Raw genomic sequence first — 13,585 nt, forward strand, 5'->3', positions numbered from 1 at the left:
TGCATATAACATAGGGATCGTTGTGCGTATAATATACAAAATTATAGAAAGTAGGGATTAACCTGTTTGGTTGTCGTCCTCGAGTTTTAGAGAAAGAATCTGTTCCACACGCCGGTGGTTAAGCTTTGAAGTTGCTGCGATTTCGTTTACGGCTGCTCGGATATCTGTAACGATTTTTTGAACATCTTCATACTCAGTGCCACTCCAATTTATTCTGAATAGCGTTCGAATACTTACGAGTAAATCTGGATGCCTTACTTTGAGGAAAAACTCTTTGTAGTCGTTGATAGTCCACTCTGTTAATTTGGCTCTGAGTTCATGACTGAAGAATTTTCGGTCATCTTTGTTAAATTCTATTAAAGCAGTTAGAAATTCCGTTTTCAGGTCGACTGAAGGCGAAGACTTGACGCGATTGACGGGTTCAAGTTCTTTAGGGAAAATATCTGAGATGCGCGCAAGCCGAGCGATAGCCTCGGTATCTCCTTTGTGATGATCTACCCATGCTCTAAAATAACCCTCTGTTGGATATCCTAAATAACACATAAGGTCGGTTACTTCGCTGACGATGTGGGGAGACAGAAGATCAAGATGGTTCTCAAACAGTTCATCCGTTCTTTCTTTGATTTCTTTTTCCTTGTCGCTAAAATCGCCATTATAAATACGCCAAAAATCCCGCATTATTTGGTCCCTTCTTTCCTGCTTCTCCCTTGCAAGCTTATGATTTCTAAAGGCTTCAACTTCATTACAGTCAGCATCGCCGGTTTTGAAGAACTCAAGGCAAATCCCAGTAAACTCACTGGCTGGAAAGTAATCTAGTTTCTCGATGAGTCCCAGCAACTCTCTAGTTGTGTCGGGAAGCTCTTTTTCACGTGGATACCAATGCATACTTGCTGCATCCCCTAGAGCTGAGGCGCTAAAATCAACTCCGCTGTGGTAATATATAGAAGCCGTTTTAACGAGTTCGACTTGTTCGGATTCAAAGAGGGATATGTTTCTTTCTTTGAAAAAATCTTTGGCTCGGTTGACCAGCGCCTCAGTCTTCAGCATTGTCCGTATGTTATGAGATCCTAAGGCCACATGTATCTCAGAGATTATAGCTTTGAGGTTTTCAGTTTTAACGTAGTGGAATGCTGTTGATTGTATATCAGGAGCGAATGTTATTTCACGGTCAACAACTTTCTCCCTGAGTTTAGCCCATATGTCTTTGTCTATCCTAGATAGCTCGTCATCGTGCAGAATCAAAATGGCCTTGGTTCGGCCTCTTGAGTGTTCCGTCATGCTGGAGACGAAACCAACTAGATCGTTGAGTTTTAGAGAACCGGAATTTCTATCTATGTCGTCGATAACTAAGAGCATCCCCGCCCGCCTAGCAATCGCCCATATTAAAGATGTGGCGGATAACTCTATGTTGACTCCTCCAATGAATGGCTTTATCAGTTTCTGGAGCATGTTGAGACCAACATCTAGTTTGGCTGCTTGCTGGTGCTTGCCGCTGGCTATTTTGTTATCGGATCGCCCCTCAAGGCTTCCCGCGATGGTTAATTGAAGTTCTTTGAGCGAGTTGACTCCGAAGACAGAAGTGTATGCTATCCATTTAGGGCAGGCTTTTGGCATATGGTTATTTGTCAAGTAATCGTCTCGTAGAAAATAAGATTTCCCCGATCCATAGCTGCCACGGATCACAAGCACCCGCTCAAGGGGTTCTTTTAAAAATTGAGATATCTGGTTTCGTGCTTGGTCAATGTGATCTAAATGGTTCGAAGTTGTCATGGGGATAGGATGATCTTTAATCAATTTTTGACATAGGTAGGTCGTTGGGGATCTTCTGGTGTTGGTTGCCAAGATGTAAGTGACATTCACTATGACTCCCTAATCCGTTGTGATGGATTCCTTTCTCGGTTCGCCGTGTGATACGGACGCTCTTCATCAAGAAGCAGGAATAGATCAGGTGGGGTTTTGAGTACATATTAGAAACTAGTTACTCACTCCAACATGCCAAGTAAATAGAGGCTTCAATTTATGTGTAGAAGTCGCGCCCGGGGGTGGAGTCGAACCACCATTGACGGAGTCAAAGTCCGTTGTCTTGACCAGTTAGACGACCCAGGAGCAATCAGGTAGCGGTGCCTGTATGTCGGCGATGTGTGCGATATGTCGCACAGAATGGTATCCCCACCGGGGCTCGCACCCGGTTCTTCAGCGTGAAAGGCTGAGATCCTAACTACATAGACGATAGGGACGTAAATTGGGTCTGCTCAGACAAGGTGAGCAGTGGAAAATAGGAAAGGTCAGCGAGCTACTGGCTCTTCTTCAAGAGCGGCAGCATCGCCTTGTAAACATGGCTGGCAACAATGGCCTGGCCCTTGGCATTGGGATGAATGCCATCGGGGAGATTGAGCTCTTTGTCAGCTGCCACGCCTTCGAGTAAAAACGGCAAGGTGGCCACTTTCTTTTCAGCAGCTACCTCGCCAAAGACCTTGCGAAACGATTCCGTGTAGGCCTCTCCCATATTCTCGGGCATTTGCATGCCGGTGAGTAGAATTTTCACCTCAGGCTGTTTTTTTCTAACAATGTCCACGATGGTTCTGAGATTGTTGCCACTGACGGTTGCCGGAATTCCACGCAGGCCGTCGTTGCCGCCAAGCGCGATCACGAGCAGATCGATCGGTTGCCTCGCGAGCACTGCGATCCTGCGCATCCCCCCGCTGGTGGTATCGCCACTCAGGCCGGCGTTGATCACCTTGATGTTGTGACCGTCGGCCTTGGCGAGCTTCTCGATGATTGCCGGATATGCTTCCGATTTTTTCAGGCCGTAACCAGCCGTGATGCTGTCGCCAAGAAATACCACCCGCTGCGCCTGCTCATCGGCTTGGCTGCGACTTGTGAGGGCAAAAATGCAGCTCAATGTCATCATCAGCGCGAAAATAAAAGACGATCTTGGGAAAAGGTGTATCATGGTCTATCTGGTAAACGTCAGAGCAATCTATACTTTTCCCACTAATTAGCTAGAAATTCATGGCCACTCCTCACTCGACTTCGATTTTATCCACCAAAGACCTCACCAAAACTTATCAGAGCGGCGATCACTCACTGACGGTTCTCGATCATGTTAGCATCGATGTGCCACAGGGCGCTACGGCGGCGATTGTAGGGCCATCGGGCAGTGGGAAAACCACGCTGTTAGGCCTCTGTGCCGGCCTCGATCAGTCGACCAGCGGTTCGGTGGAGCTGGATGGTAAAAATATTTCCAACTTCAATGAGGACCAGCGGGCGCGACTGCGCAGTGAATCGGTCGGGTTCATTTTTCAGAACTTCCAACTCATGCCCACGCTGACGGCCTTGGAAAATGTATTGGTTCCCGGTGAACTCAGCGGCACCAGTAATGGTAGTCTAACAGACCGTGCTGCGAGCCTGCTCGAACGCGTCGGCCTCGGTGAGCGCAAGGATCACTATCCCACACAGCTATCCGGCGGTGAACAGCAGCGGGTGGCCATTGCCAGGGCATTTATCCATCGGCCGAAAATCCTCTTTGCCGATGAACCCACGGGGAATCTCGACGAGGAAGCCAGCGTTACGGTGGAGTCGATGCTTTTCGATCTCAACCGCGAGTCCGGCACGGCGCTGGTGATGGTGACGCACGATCTGGAGTTGGCAAAAAAGGCATCGCTGGTGTTCCGACTCAAGGGCGGCAAGCTGGTGGAGTAATTCCTAGAACGCAGAATCGATGTTGAATTTACTCAAACACCTCTTCTCTGGCTGGGCATGGAAAATGGCCTGGCGCGATAGCCGCCCTGTGCGCTGGAAATTGTTACTTTTTTCCGCATCCATCGTCTTCGGTGTCGCGGCCTTGGTGACCATTGGTTCTCTGCGGGAGAATCTAACCGACTCGGTGAGTTCACAAGCGAAGTCGCTGCTGGGAGCCGATCTGATGCTATCGTCACGCGAACCATTTTCTGAAGAAACCCAGTCGGTGATCGATGAAATCACCGATGACGGCGGCGTGGAGGCGAAGGAGATTAGTTTCACCACCATGTTGGCGGTGGGTGAAGACGCGGCGCCGAAGTTGGTCACTGTGCGTGGTCTGGAGCCGATTTTTCCTTTCTACGGTCAGGTGAAAACCGAGCCGGAAGACGCCTGGCAGAAAGTCCAGCAGTCGCCGGGCTTGATTGTGGAAGCGTCGTTTTTAAAGCGGATGAATGGTCGGGTGGGAGATCTGGCCAAGTTAGGTGAGAAGGAGCTGCCGATCATAGGCGTGCTGCGGCAGTCGCCGCCGTCTGGGTCGGGTTTTGCCGCGATGTCACCGACGGTGGTGACATCGATCGATGTCATCAAAGACTCAGGATTGTTAGGAGCGAGAAGCATGGTGTTCTATCGTTCCTATTTCAAACTGCCCAAAACCGTGGACACGCAGGCGCTGGCCAAAGCCAACAGAGAGGTGCTCGGCGAGCAACGTGTGCGCCAGGTGACCTCGCAGAAGCGGAGTGAAAATGTTGAGGAAGCGATTAACCGACTCTATCTGTTTTTCAATCTGATCGGCTTCAGCGCGTTGTTCCTCGGTGGCATTGGCGTTGCCGGGGCGATTCATATTCATATCTCGGAGCGACTCCAGAGTGTGGCGACTTTGCGTTGCCTCGGCTGCTCGGCAGCGCGGGCCTTCGCTGTCTACTTGGCCCAGTGCATTGCCATGGGTGTGGTCGGCACCGTGGCTGGGATTGTGCTCGGGAGTGGATTTGTCTACCTGCTGCGCTGGGTGGTCGCGAGCCTGCCGGCGGGGCTGTTGCCCTTCGCCGTGGAGGTGGCACCGGTTGGCTGGGTGATTGCCAAGGCGGCGGGTGTGGGTTTGTTAATCTGTATTTGTTTTGCCCTGCTGCCACTGCTGGCGGTGCGACAAGTGAGCCCGCTGGCGGCACTGCGGCGGGAGGAAGCGGCGATGAAACAATCGGGTCGCGATCCTTTCCGCTGGCTCGTCATCGTTGCTTTGGTCGCCCTGGCGTTTGGCCTGACATGGATGGATTCACACGACGCCGCCAATGGTTGGAAGACCGCGCTGGGATACATCGCCTTTCTTGGCTTGGCGTTTTTGTTCCTGCTCCTCGCGGGGAAATTACTGCGCTGGCTGACCAGTCTGATCGCACGCCCTTCATGGCCGTTTGTGGTGCGCCAAGGTATTGCCAGCCTCTATCGACCCAATAACCAGACCGGACTCTTCATGGTCTCAATCGGTCTCGGAACCTTTTTGATTTTCACCCTGATGCTGATGCAGAGCATCCTGCTGCAGTGGCTCGATCCCGTGAGGTTGGAAAGCAAACCGAACCTGTTTTTGGTCGACGTTCCGCCGGAGCAAAATGCCGAGGTGGGAAAGTTGATCACCGACACCGGAGTGAAGATGTTAGGAAATGCACCCATCGTTCAGATGCGCCTCACCGAGATCAAAGGTCAGCCAGTTTCCGAACTGGTCGGGCCCGATGTGAAGGATGGAAAACGGATACCTCGCTGGATTGTGCGCAGGGAGTTTCGGTCGACCTACCGCTCAGAACTCACCGAGACTGAAAAGCTGAGCGCTGGCGAGTGGGTGGCGGATTACCAGCCATCCGCAGACGGTGGCGTGATCCCTGTGAGTTTTGAAGACGGCATCGCCGCGGACTTGGGGCTGGGAATCGGCGATGAAGTCACGGTGAGTCTGGAAGGATTTGGCGAGACGAAAAAGCTTCGGGTAGCCAGCCTGCGTGAGGTCGATTGGCGGAGCATGGATCTCAATTTCTTCATCGTCTTCCCTCCCGGAAGCATCGATGACTACGTTTCCTTCAACGTTATGGCTGCGCATTCCCCCAGTGACGAATCCACGGCCCAACTCCAGCAGGCGATGTTTAAACGGCTGCCATTTGTCAACACCATCGATCTCAGTCTGATTCTGAAAACGGTGCAGTCGGTTCTTTCTGCCGCGAGTAAAACCGTGCAAATCATGGCGCTGTTCACCGTGGTCACGGGCGGCATCGTGCTGGTGGCATCGATTCTGGCAGGACGAAGAATTCGCATCCGCGAGAGTGTCCTGCTGAGAACACTGGGAGCGAGTCGGAAACAAATTTCCCAGATCCTCGCGGTGGAATACACCCTCCTCGCTGCGATGGCGACCCTGGCGGGCTCATCACTCGCGCTGGTTGCTAGCGTGTTGTTAGGAAACCTGGTGTTCGATGGTGAATCGTATCAGGTTCCTTGGGGGCTGCTATTCACCAGCATTGCGGTGGTGATCTCGATTACGGTGGCACTGGGGATGTTACTCAGCCGCGGCATCGCGAGTCGGCCACCATTGCAGATCCTCAGGTCGCAGTGAAATGTTTTATAGATGGTAAGTTGGCTCGGTGGGACTCGAACCCACAACTTAGCGCTTAAAAGGCGCTTACTCTAACCGTTTGAGTTACAAGCCAATGTTAAAAATTGGCGGAGCTCCGAGGACACGATCCCCATTCCCGTATGATCAGGAACGCAGTGTTTAGCAAACACGCCCGGCACGCCTGTCCGGTTGAAACTCCATCGATAAAATAAGATGGTGCGGTATCCGGGAGTCGAACCCGGGTATCCAGTTTGGAAGACTGGCGTTCTGCCATTGAACTAATAGCGCGTGAAATTGGTGGTGAGAGCGGGAGTTGAACCCGCGTGGACGGACTTATGAGATCCGTCTGGAAACCGACATCCATCTCACATTGTTGCTGGAATGGAACATTTAAGGTTCAGCCTTTGGCGGGGGATCCACCGGTCAACACACACATGAAGCGGCTGAACCCTAAATGTTCAATTCAAAGCAGCACGTCGCCCAAGGCTGGGCCTCAGACGACGTGCTGTTGATTGAATAAGGTGAAGCCGTCGTGATTGATTCACGGTGACTCCACCTTCTATTTAAAACGAACACCCTTGCCACTTCTTGATGAAGTCACAGCCGCGGGTTTTCCCGGCGGACGTTTCGGTGTTTCTGGCACACCTCCCTGGTAAAGCCTGTTGAATGCGCTCACAGGGGAAGGGTTATATAAACTTAAAGAGATGTAATGAGTCTAGGCACAGTGGTGCCAGTCTTGACCGAGTTGGTGTTTGAAGATAGCATTCAATCTTAGTGAGGTGATCGTTTGCGGAGTTCTTCAAATAGCTCGGTCAGGCTTTGCCTTCCCAGGTCGTCATCAGTTCCAGCTGATGGCGGCCGTTTTGTTTGTGGGCTATGTGGTTGGTTGATTAGTTAATTGGTCATTAGTTGTGGTCATTAGTTGATTGGTTGATTGGTTGATTGGGTTTTGGAAGCGTCTGGGCATAAAAAATCCCGCTTCCTGTGTCAGGAGAGCGGGTCTGCGTGGGTGTTATCCCTTGATATTGTTACGATTGAACGTATTTCAATGATCTATGCAGACCGTGGACCTCCTTCCTGTTTGGTGATTGTCTCATTGCGACTGATACAATGCTGCGCGTGAGGCTGGCTGAGGCATGACTCCTGATTCCCGGTCTCAGACCCGGATGTTCCAGCACACGACATCACTATCCAATCGCCCTTAATGCGGGAGACGGTAGTTGGCGTGAATGCGGAATAGATCATCGGTCGGTGAGTTGAATGTGAAAGTTATCTAGGGAATGTTTGTGGGACTCCGATCAGCGGAGTGCCGTGCTTCTAATCGGAGTTTATAGAAACGGCAAGAAATAAATACATATCATGATCACTTTTTTTTCACATTAAGATATAATGATATGTTGTTCTGTTAGTTTCTGTGCGTGTGGATTTGTGGGACTGTCCCTTGGCTTTGCGGGTTTCTAACATGCTATAGGCCTAACGTGACCACGACCGTTTGCTGATCGATTTCCACATTTTTCAGCAGCAATTTCGCCGCGGTCTTCTTCGCGTCGGTGGCTTTGAGCGTGTAGACGGGGTATTGCTCCAGCTGTTCGGCGGCGTATTCCGCAGCGAGTTTGAGCACGGTCTTGCGATACTTTTCCGGCACGCCATCGATCTCGAAACGATCGAAAGTAGTGTCTGTTAGGTAGAAGGCCTGAGTGTTCTGATCGTAACGCAAGCTGCTTGTGACGGTGACCCCTCCACCCAAGTTCTTCGCTTCGTCGTTGATCTTGACGTTCAGGCTGGCGTCCAATCCCACCTGAATGCGATGATTCTCAGGCAACAGCGTCACCTGCGGGTTTGAGTAGGTGAGCTGGAAAATGAAGAGGGCGGATTTTTTGACCGGGAACTGTTTGGCGAGGGTGCGGTCGATCTGCTGCTGGGTGATGGCGATTTGGTAGCGCTTTCCTTTGAAATAGGCATAGCCGCCGATCACGGCGATCAGGGTAAACATGCCGGCGATGATAAGAACGCGTTTCATGGTGCGGTGAGCGCCTCGCCGTTTTGATCGGCTGAAAGCTTGAGCAGGAAAGGTGCGGCGGTTTTGGCCCATGCTTCAGGACCCTCGTAGCTGGCGGCATGTTCGCCGAAGCAGCTTTGTAGCATCGCGGTATCGATGATGCCGGGGTTCAGGGAGACGGTGGCGAGCCCAGGCGGGAGTTCCTGAGCCAGTGCCTGGGTGAGTCCTTCGATCGCCCATTTGCTCGCACAATAAGGGGCGACCTCCGGCGCCGTTGATCGACCCCACCCGGAGGAGACGTTGACGATCACGCCACCGGCTTTTTCCATCATCGGCACCACGTGGCGGATGATGTTGGCGGTGCCGTTGATGTTGATGGCTGTTAGTCGATCGAAGTCTTCGGCGGGGATTTCCCAGAGTGGGGCGGAGGGGTTGATCATCGCGGCGTTATTGATCACGAGGTCGGGCGCTCCCGTGCGTTCGAATGCTTGCTGGCAAAAGGCCTGCACCTGCGAGTCGTCCGCGACATCGACGGTAGAAAAGTAATGAGGTTCTGGAAATTGCTGCTTGAGTTCTTCGATCTTCTTAGTCCGTCGGGCACAGGCGGCCATGGGGTGACCCGCTGTCGTGAATGCATCGACCAGTGCCCGTCCGAGGCCCGAGCTACAACCGGTCAGCCAGATAGTTTTTGATTTCATGACGATGATTCAATCAAGAATGTCGCCGCATGACCATGTGAAATCACTCGTTGCTGTGGGTTGACTTCATCGTATGAATTTTTCAATACTGGGCTGTGAGTTCGAATCAGCAGGCATCGGGGAAAGAGTGGGTGGTCATGGCGGTGATTGGGTTGAGTCTTTGTGTGCTGGGCATTGCGACAGGGGCTGTGTGTGTGATCCGAGACGGTTGGAGGGGAGAGGTGAAGCAGCCGGCTGCCGGCCCCAGCGTCTATCAGCTGAGACGATCCGATGACCCTGCGGACCACGCCGAGGCACGCAGGCTAACCGTAGCTTATGATCGTGAGATGGAGAAAATTCTCAACCGACATCCGTCGCTGCGTCCTGTCTGGAAGGAAGTTCCGGACAGTAAAAATGGATTCCTGCTGTGGCTGAATTTCATGGAACGTCGTGGTGGAGCCTTGGCTACCGATGACGATGTGGATTTCGAAATGCCGAACAAGATCTACGAGATCATCTATGAGATGACTGACTGGGACGGAGAGGCGGTGGATCATTTTCTAACTGAAAAGGCGAGCATTTTAAATGAAGTCCGTCGCATTGGTCTGCTGGAACATCAATCTGCAGCGGGGATCAGTGTGGACCGGTATTCATTCGTGCCGGCGAGCTTTGCCAAGAAATGTATGGATTTACTATGCGCTGATGCGCGGGTGGCTGCAGGAAAAGGGGATTCAGAAAGAGCGCTGGAGAGTCTGCGGGCGGCTTTAGGGATCGCTCGGCATCATGCAGGTATTGAAGTCCCGTCGCTGATCAATGAAACCATCGCGGTGCTGGGGCAGCTGACGGTGTATCAGACGGCGGTCCGAGATGTGATTCCTGCATTGGATCTTGATCCGAGTGATCTTAGGGTGTGGAGAGAGAAACTTCAGCCAGTGAGTAACGAGCGATTTTCACAGGTTATGAGAGGTGAGTTTTTTGTAGGAGTGCGGGGCTTGGTCATTCCGTGGGTTAATTATGACCCTGAGAAGATGATGGAAGATGGACTGCCTGACAAAGACGCCTTTTATGATGCATTGGCTGGGTTGATGAAATTTAGAATGAACCGGACGGATTGGTTGAATCCTCTTGGCATGTGGCAGGTAAGCCATGGCGTGTGGGAATATGAATTTGATAGCGACCTGTCTCGTGAGTCGAGAGATTTGATCGATGTCTACTCGATAGGCTTCGAGGTCTATACCAAAGGCTGGACTAGGGCGCGATCAATCTACCGTTATTACAATGCGGCCCTAGCCATCGCAGCAGGCGATGAACCTCCGTTAGAGCTGATCACCGGTAAGGCGTTCCTTTTTGACGAAAAGACGCGGGTGCTATCGTTCCCAGACGATCCGGTGCTGGAGGGATTGCAGCCTGAGGAGGATGTGGTGGTGCCCTTGGCGAGTTAGCCCTTGCCAAATTCCTTCGCTATCTTCTTGGCGGAGGCCACGGTGTTGCGGTGAAGTTTGGCGGTGAGGTCCGGCTGGCGATTGTAGCCGCCACCGTAGAGGATGGCGAGCGGGATGCGGTTCTTGATGAAGGCGCGGATGATGACGTCGTCCCGCCGCTGCATGTCGGCGACGGTGAGCATCATGTTTCCCAACAGGTCGTTCGAGTGGTTGTCGGCTCCGGCGACCCAGATCACCAGGTCCGGGTTGAACACATCGAGGGCGCTGGCGAGGGTGTTGAAGAGCTGTTTGAGATACATGTCACCTTCTACAAAGCGGACCGTTTCAACATCCATATTGCCATCCACCTTATTGAGTGTGCCGGGAGTGTGGCCGACGTGGATTGAGTAGGTGAAGACACGGGGATCGTCTTTCAGCAGGCTGTTGGTGCCATTTCCCTGGGCGGCGTCGGTATCGACCACCATGATTTTGATGCCCGGTTGTTTTTCCTGCAGGTCGCGGATGGCGATGGCGACATCGTTGAAGACACAGAAGGCTTCGCCGCGACCTTTGAAGGCGTGGTGCGTGCCGCCAGCGAGGCAAACGGCGACACCTTCCGCGAGTGCGGCGTGGCAGGTCTGGCGGGTGGCCTCGGCTTCGGTGGCACAGCGGGCGAAAAGCTTGGCGCTGACTGGCAGGCCGAGCGCGATCTGCTCTTTGCGGTCGAGCGCACCGTGGTAAATCTTCGAGAGGTAGCTGCCGTCGTGCACCCGCTTGAGGACGTGGAGATCGGTCTGTTTCACATCGATGATCTCCTCCGGCTTCAGCACGCCGTGCTGCAGCAGCATCTCACGGCTCGCCGAAAACTTGTCCTTGGGAAAAGGGTGGTTGGTCGGGAGATCGAGATCGAGGTCGGATGAATAGAAACAGCGCATAGAGTGGGGTCCTGAAAAAAGGGGCTTATGGCTAATTCTAAGTGAGGAATCGGCAGGGGAAAGCGCAAACTTGGAAGATTCAAGTTTGAACAATGGGATCGGCGAGATAAATAGGGGTCAGTCTAACGCTAATCATTTATGCAAACTCAATCGAGATTTATGAAATCATCCATTTTCAGCCGTGTTTACCGGCCTGCGGCAGTGGCCGTGATGTCGCTCAGTGTCACTCTCGCCGGTGTCGCCTCCGCCCAAGACGGCAAAGCCGCCAAAAAGCCCGCCAAGGGGGAGAAGAAGGAAGAAAAAAAGGTCGTGAGCAAGCAGGCCAGCGTCACCATCGCGGGCAAGAAGATCGACTACACCGTGACCTCTTCCCGCCTGGTATTGAAAACCGACGACGGCAAGGCGCGGGCTGCCGTTTTCCACGTGGCCTATACCCGCAACGATGTCAAAGACCTCTCGAAGCGCCCCGTGCTCTTCGCTTTCAATGGTGGGCCGGGTTCGTCCGCTGTCTGGCTGCACATCGGCGCGCTCGGGCCGCGTATTTTGCCAACATCGCCGGACGGCACAACGGCGCTCGCGCCACCGATCACCGTGGGAGAAAACCCCCACTCGATCCTCGACGTTGCCGACCTGGTCTTCATCGACCCCGTTTCCACCGGCTACTCGCGGGCTGAGGAGAAAAAAGAACAGTTCCATGGTGTCGATGGCGATATTCGCTCGGTGGGAGACTTCATCCGCCGCTGGGTGACGGAAAACAAACGCTGGGGGTCGCCGAAGTATTTGTTAGGGGAAAGTTACGGTGGCGTGCGCGCTGCGGGGCTTTCGCACGAACTGCAGAGCCGCTATGGCATGAGCCTGAATGGTGTGGTGATGCTGTCCAGCCTGGTCGACTTCCGCACGCTGAACCCGAGCAACGGGGACGACCTTGCCTACATCGCCTATCTGCCATCCTACACCGCGGTGGCTCATTACCACGGCAAAATCCAAGGTGACCGCGATGCCCTGGTGAAAGAGGCCGAAGCCTTTGCCAAGGGTGCATACGCCACCGCCCTGCTGAAAGGTCACGCCCTTGCGGCTGACGAGCGGCAGAAAATTGCCGCCAAACTCTCCGAACTCACTTCACTGTCCGAGGAGCTGATCCTGCGTTATGACCTGCGGATTTATCCATCGCGCTTCCGCAAGGACTTGCTGCGTAAGGAAGGCAAGGTGCTAGGCCGCTTCGATGCCCGCACCGCCTGGCCGATTGCTGACAAGGCCGACGACGTCGCCAGCTACGATCCCTCCTTTTCAGTCGCCATCGGTGGTTTCTCCACAGCGATGTTAGACTACCTCGGTAACGGTCTCGGCTGGATGGACGAGCGCCCGTATGAGATCCTGGCTCGTGTCCGCCCTTGGGATTGGGGTCAGAAAAACAGCGTGGTGAACCTCTCCAGTCGTCTTGCCGTGGCGATGCGTGACAATCCTCATCTGCGCGTGCTGATCCAGTGTGGCCACTCGGATCTGGCGACCCCTGCCGGTGGGATTTTGCACTCTTTTGATCACCTGAATATTGCCCCCTCATTGCGGAAAAACATCAGTGTGGAGTGGTATGAAGCCGGTCACATGTTCTACCTCAACCAGCCTGACCTTGAGAAAATGCGCAAGGATCTGGTGAAGTTCATCGAGAACGAATAAGCCAACTGCACCGAGCCATGGACCGCGAAACCTCCCCCCAACCTCCGGAAATGCCCAGCGGCTCAGGTGCCGATCCTTACGTCACCCCCGCTCAACCGCCGATGCTGCCAACAGCGGCGCAAGCGGATGCCAACGGGGTGACGGCGGACGATCGCAGCATGGGGATGTTGGTCCACCTCTTGGGCTTGCTCACCGGGTTTATTGGTGTGCTGATCATTTGGTTGGTGAAAAAAGATCAATCGCGATTTGTCGACTTTCATGGTCGGGAGGCGTTGAACTTCATGATCACGATCTTCACTGTCACCATGGGGGGAATGCTCGTGGGTTTGGCCCTCAGTATTTTCACCATGGGGCTGGGCATGCTGCTGTTGTTCCCCCTGATTTTCCTCGTGGGCGTGGGGCAGTTGGTCTGTGAGATCATCGCCTGCATTGCCGCAAACCGCGGTGAGTGGCACCGCTATCCGATGACGATTCGGTTCATTCCGGATCGTCAGTAACGAGGTGCGCCCGCGTTTAATGCCATTCTCCATTGGCGGAGCCTGGGAAGTGGA

The 13,585-nt window shown here is 53.4% G+C and carries 10 protein-coding genes and 4 tRNA genes; 5 read left to right on the plus strand and 9 right to left on the minus strand.

What is annotated here, in order from left to right; genetic code table 11:
• Nucleotides 1-57: 57 nt before the first annotated feature.
• The 3 genes from JO972_RS03380 to JO972_RS03390 all read right to left on the minus strand — a co-directional run bounded on the left by JO972_RS03380 (nt 58) and on the right by JO972_RS03390 (nt 2,953).
• The gene (locus tag JO972_RS03380) at nt 58-1,770 is read right to left on the minus strand and encodes a hypothetical protein (protein ID WP_309488594.1); all 1,713 of its coding nucleotides are present in this window, start codon (nt 1,768-1,770) and stop codon (nt 58-60) included.
• Nucleotides 1,771-2,033: 263 nt separating this feature from the next.
• Nucleotides 2,034-2,105, minus strand: a tRNA-Gln gene (locus tag JO972_RS03385).
• 188 nt (nt 2,106-2,293) lie between these two features.
• The gene (locus tag JO972_RS03390; RefSeq protein ID WP_309488595.1) at nt 2,294-2,953 is read right to left on the minus strand and encodes an arylesterase; all 660 of its coding nucleotides are present in this window, start codon (nt 2,951-2,953) and stop codon (nt 2,294-2,296) included.
• Nucleotides 2,954-3,012: 59 nt separating this feature from the next.
• Between JO972_RS03390 and JO972_RS03395 the strand changes: the two genes are divergently transcribed.
• Nucleotides 3,013-3,702 (plus strand): ABC transporter ATP-binding protein, encoded by a 690-nt coding sequence (locus JO972_RS03395; RefSeq protein WP_309488596.1) that lies wholly within the window; start codon nt 3,013-3,015, stop codon nt 3,700-3,702.
• A gap of 19 nt (nt 3,703-3,721) precedes the next feature.
• Nucleotides 3,722-6,328, plus strand: a complete 2,607-nt coding sequence (locus JO972_RS03400; RefSeq protein WP_309488597.1) for an ABC transporter permease — start codon at nt 3,722-3,724, stop codon at nt 6,326-6,328.
• Between the two features lie 20 nt (nt 6,329-6,348).
• Here JO972_RS03400 and JO972_RS03405 read toward each other — a convergent pair.
• The 5 genes from JO972_RS03405 to JO972_RS03425 all read right to left on the minus strand — a co-directional run bounded on the left by JO972_RS03405 (nt 6,349) and on the right by JO972_RS03425 (nt 9,025).
• A tRNA-Lys gene (locus JO972_RS03405) sits at nt 6,349-6,422 on the minus strand.
• Between the two features lie 120 nt (nt 6,423-6,542).
• A tRNA-Gly gene (locus JO972_RS03410) sits at nt 6,543-6,616 on the minus strand.
• A 7-nt stretch (nt 6,617-6,623) separates the two neighbouring features.
• Nucleotides 6,624-6,697, minus strand: a tRNA-OTHER gene (locus tag JO972_RS03415).
• 1,096 nt (nt 6,698-7,793) lie between these two features.
• Nucleotides 7,794-8,348, minus strand: a complete 555-nt coding sequence (locus JO972_RS03420) for a DUF1439 domain-containing protein (RefSeq protein WP_309488598.1) — start codon at nt 8,346-8,348, stop codon at nt 7,794-7,796.
• The gene (locus tag JO972_RS03425; RefSeq protein WP_309488599.1) at nt 8,345-9,025 is read right to left on the minus strand and encodes an SDR family oxidoreductase; all 681 of its coding nucleotides are present in this window, start codon (nt 9,023-9,025) and stop codon (nt 8,345-8,347) included. The genes JO972_RS03420 and JO972_RS03425 overlap by 4 nt, the downstream gene beginning before the upstream one ends.
• 326 nt (nt 9,026-9,351) lie before the next feature.
• Between JO972_RS03425 and JO972_RS03430 the strand changes: the two genes are divergently transcribed.
• Nucleotides 9,352-10,446, plus strand: coding sequence for a hypothetical protein (locus JO972_RS03430; protein WP_309488600.1), 1,095 nt, complete (start codon nt 9,352-9,354; stop codon nt 10,444-10,446).
• Here JO972_RS03430 and JO972_RS03435 read toward each other — a convergent pair.
• A complete protein-coding gene (locus JO972_RS03435; protein WP_309488601.1) occupies nt 10,443-11,360 on the minus strand; it encodes a histone deacetylase family protein in 918 nt (305 codons plus the stop codon). The genes JO972_RS03430 and JO972_RS03435 overlap by 4 nt on opposite strands.
• 159 nt (nt 11,361-11,519) lie before the next feature.
• Between JO972_RS03435 and JO972_RS03440 the strand changes: the two genes are divergently transcribed.
• Both JO972_RS03440 and JO972_RS03445 read left to right on the plus strand, forming a co-directional pair.
• A complete protein-coding gene (locus JO972_RS03440) occupies nt 11,520-13,034 on the plus strand; it encodes a S10 family peptidase (RefSeq protein WP_309488602.1) in 1,515 nt (504 codons plus the stop codon).
• A 17-nt stretch (nt 13,035-13,051) separates the two neighbouring features.
• The gene (locus JO972_RS03445; protein ID WP_309488603.1) at nt 13,052-13,531 is read left to right on the plus strand and encodes a DUF4870 domain-containing protein; all 480 of its coding nucleotides are present in this window, start codon (nt 13,052-13,054) and stop codon (nt 13,529-13,531) included.
• The last annotated feature ends 54 nt before the right edge of the window (nt 13,532-13,585 follow it).

Origin of the sequence: Oceaniferula flava (assembly GCF_016811075.1) — a bacterium.
Classification (GTDB): domain Bacteria; phylum Verrucomicrobiota; class Verrucomicrobiia; order Verrucomicrobiales; family Akkermansiaceae; genus Oceaniferula; species Oceaniferula flava.

Coding starts and splice junctions, on each gene's coding strand:
- JO972_RS03420 (WP_309488598.1), bottom strand. CDS start 8,348: ATGAAACGCGTTCTTATCATCGCCGGCATGTTTACCCTGATCGCCGTG.
- JO972_RS03435 (WP_309488601.1), bottom strand. CDS start 11,360: ATGCGCTGTTTCTATTCATCCGACCTCGATCTCGATCTCCCGACCAAC.
- JO972_RS03380 (WP_309488594.1), bottom strand. CDS start 1,770: ATGACAACTTCGAACCATTTAGATCACATTGACCAAGCACGAAACCAG.
- JO972_RS03440 (WP_309488602.1), top strand. CDS start 11,520: ATGAAATCATCCATTTTCAGCCGTGTTTACCGGCCTGCGGCAGTGGCC.
- JO972_RS03395 (WP_309488596.1), top strand. CDS start 3,013: ATGGCCACTCCTCACTCGACTTCGATTTTATCCACCAAAGACCTCACC.
- JO972_RS03425 (WP_309488599.1), bottom strand. CDS start 9,025: ATGAAATCAAAAACTATCTGGCTGACCGGTTGTAGCTCGGGCCTCGGA.
- JO972_RS03390 (WP_309488595.1), bottom strand. CDS start 2,953: ATGATACACCTTTTCCCAAGATCGTCTTTTATTTTCGCGCTGATGATG.
- JO972_RS03445 (WP_309488603.1), top strand. CDS start 13,052: ATGGACCGCGAAACCTCCCCCCAACCTCCGGAAATGCCCAGCGGCTCA.
- JO972_RS03430 (WP_309488600.1), top strand. CDS start 9,352: ATGGAGAAAATTCTCAACCGACATCCGTCGCTGCGTCCTGTCTGGAAG.
- JO972_RS03400 (WP_309488597.1), top strand. CDS start 3,722: ATGTTGAATTTACTCAAACACCTCTTCTCTGGCTGGGCATGGAAAATG.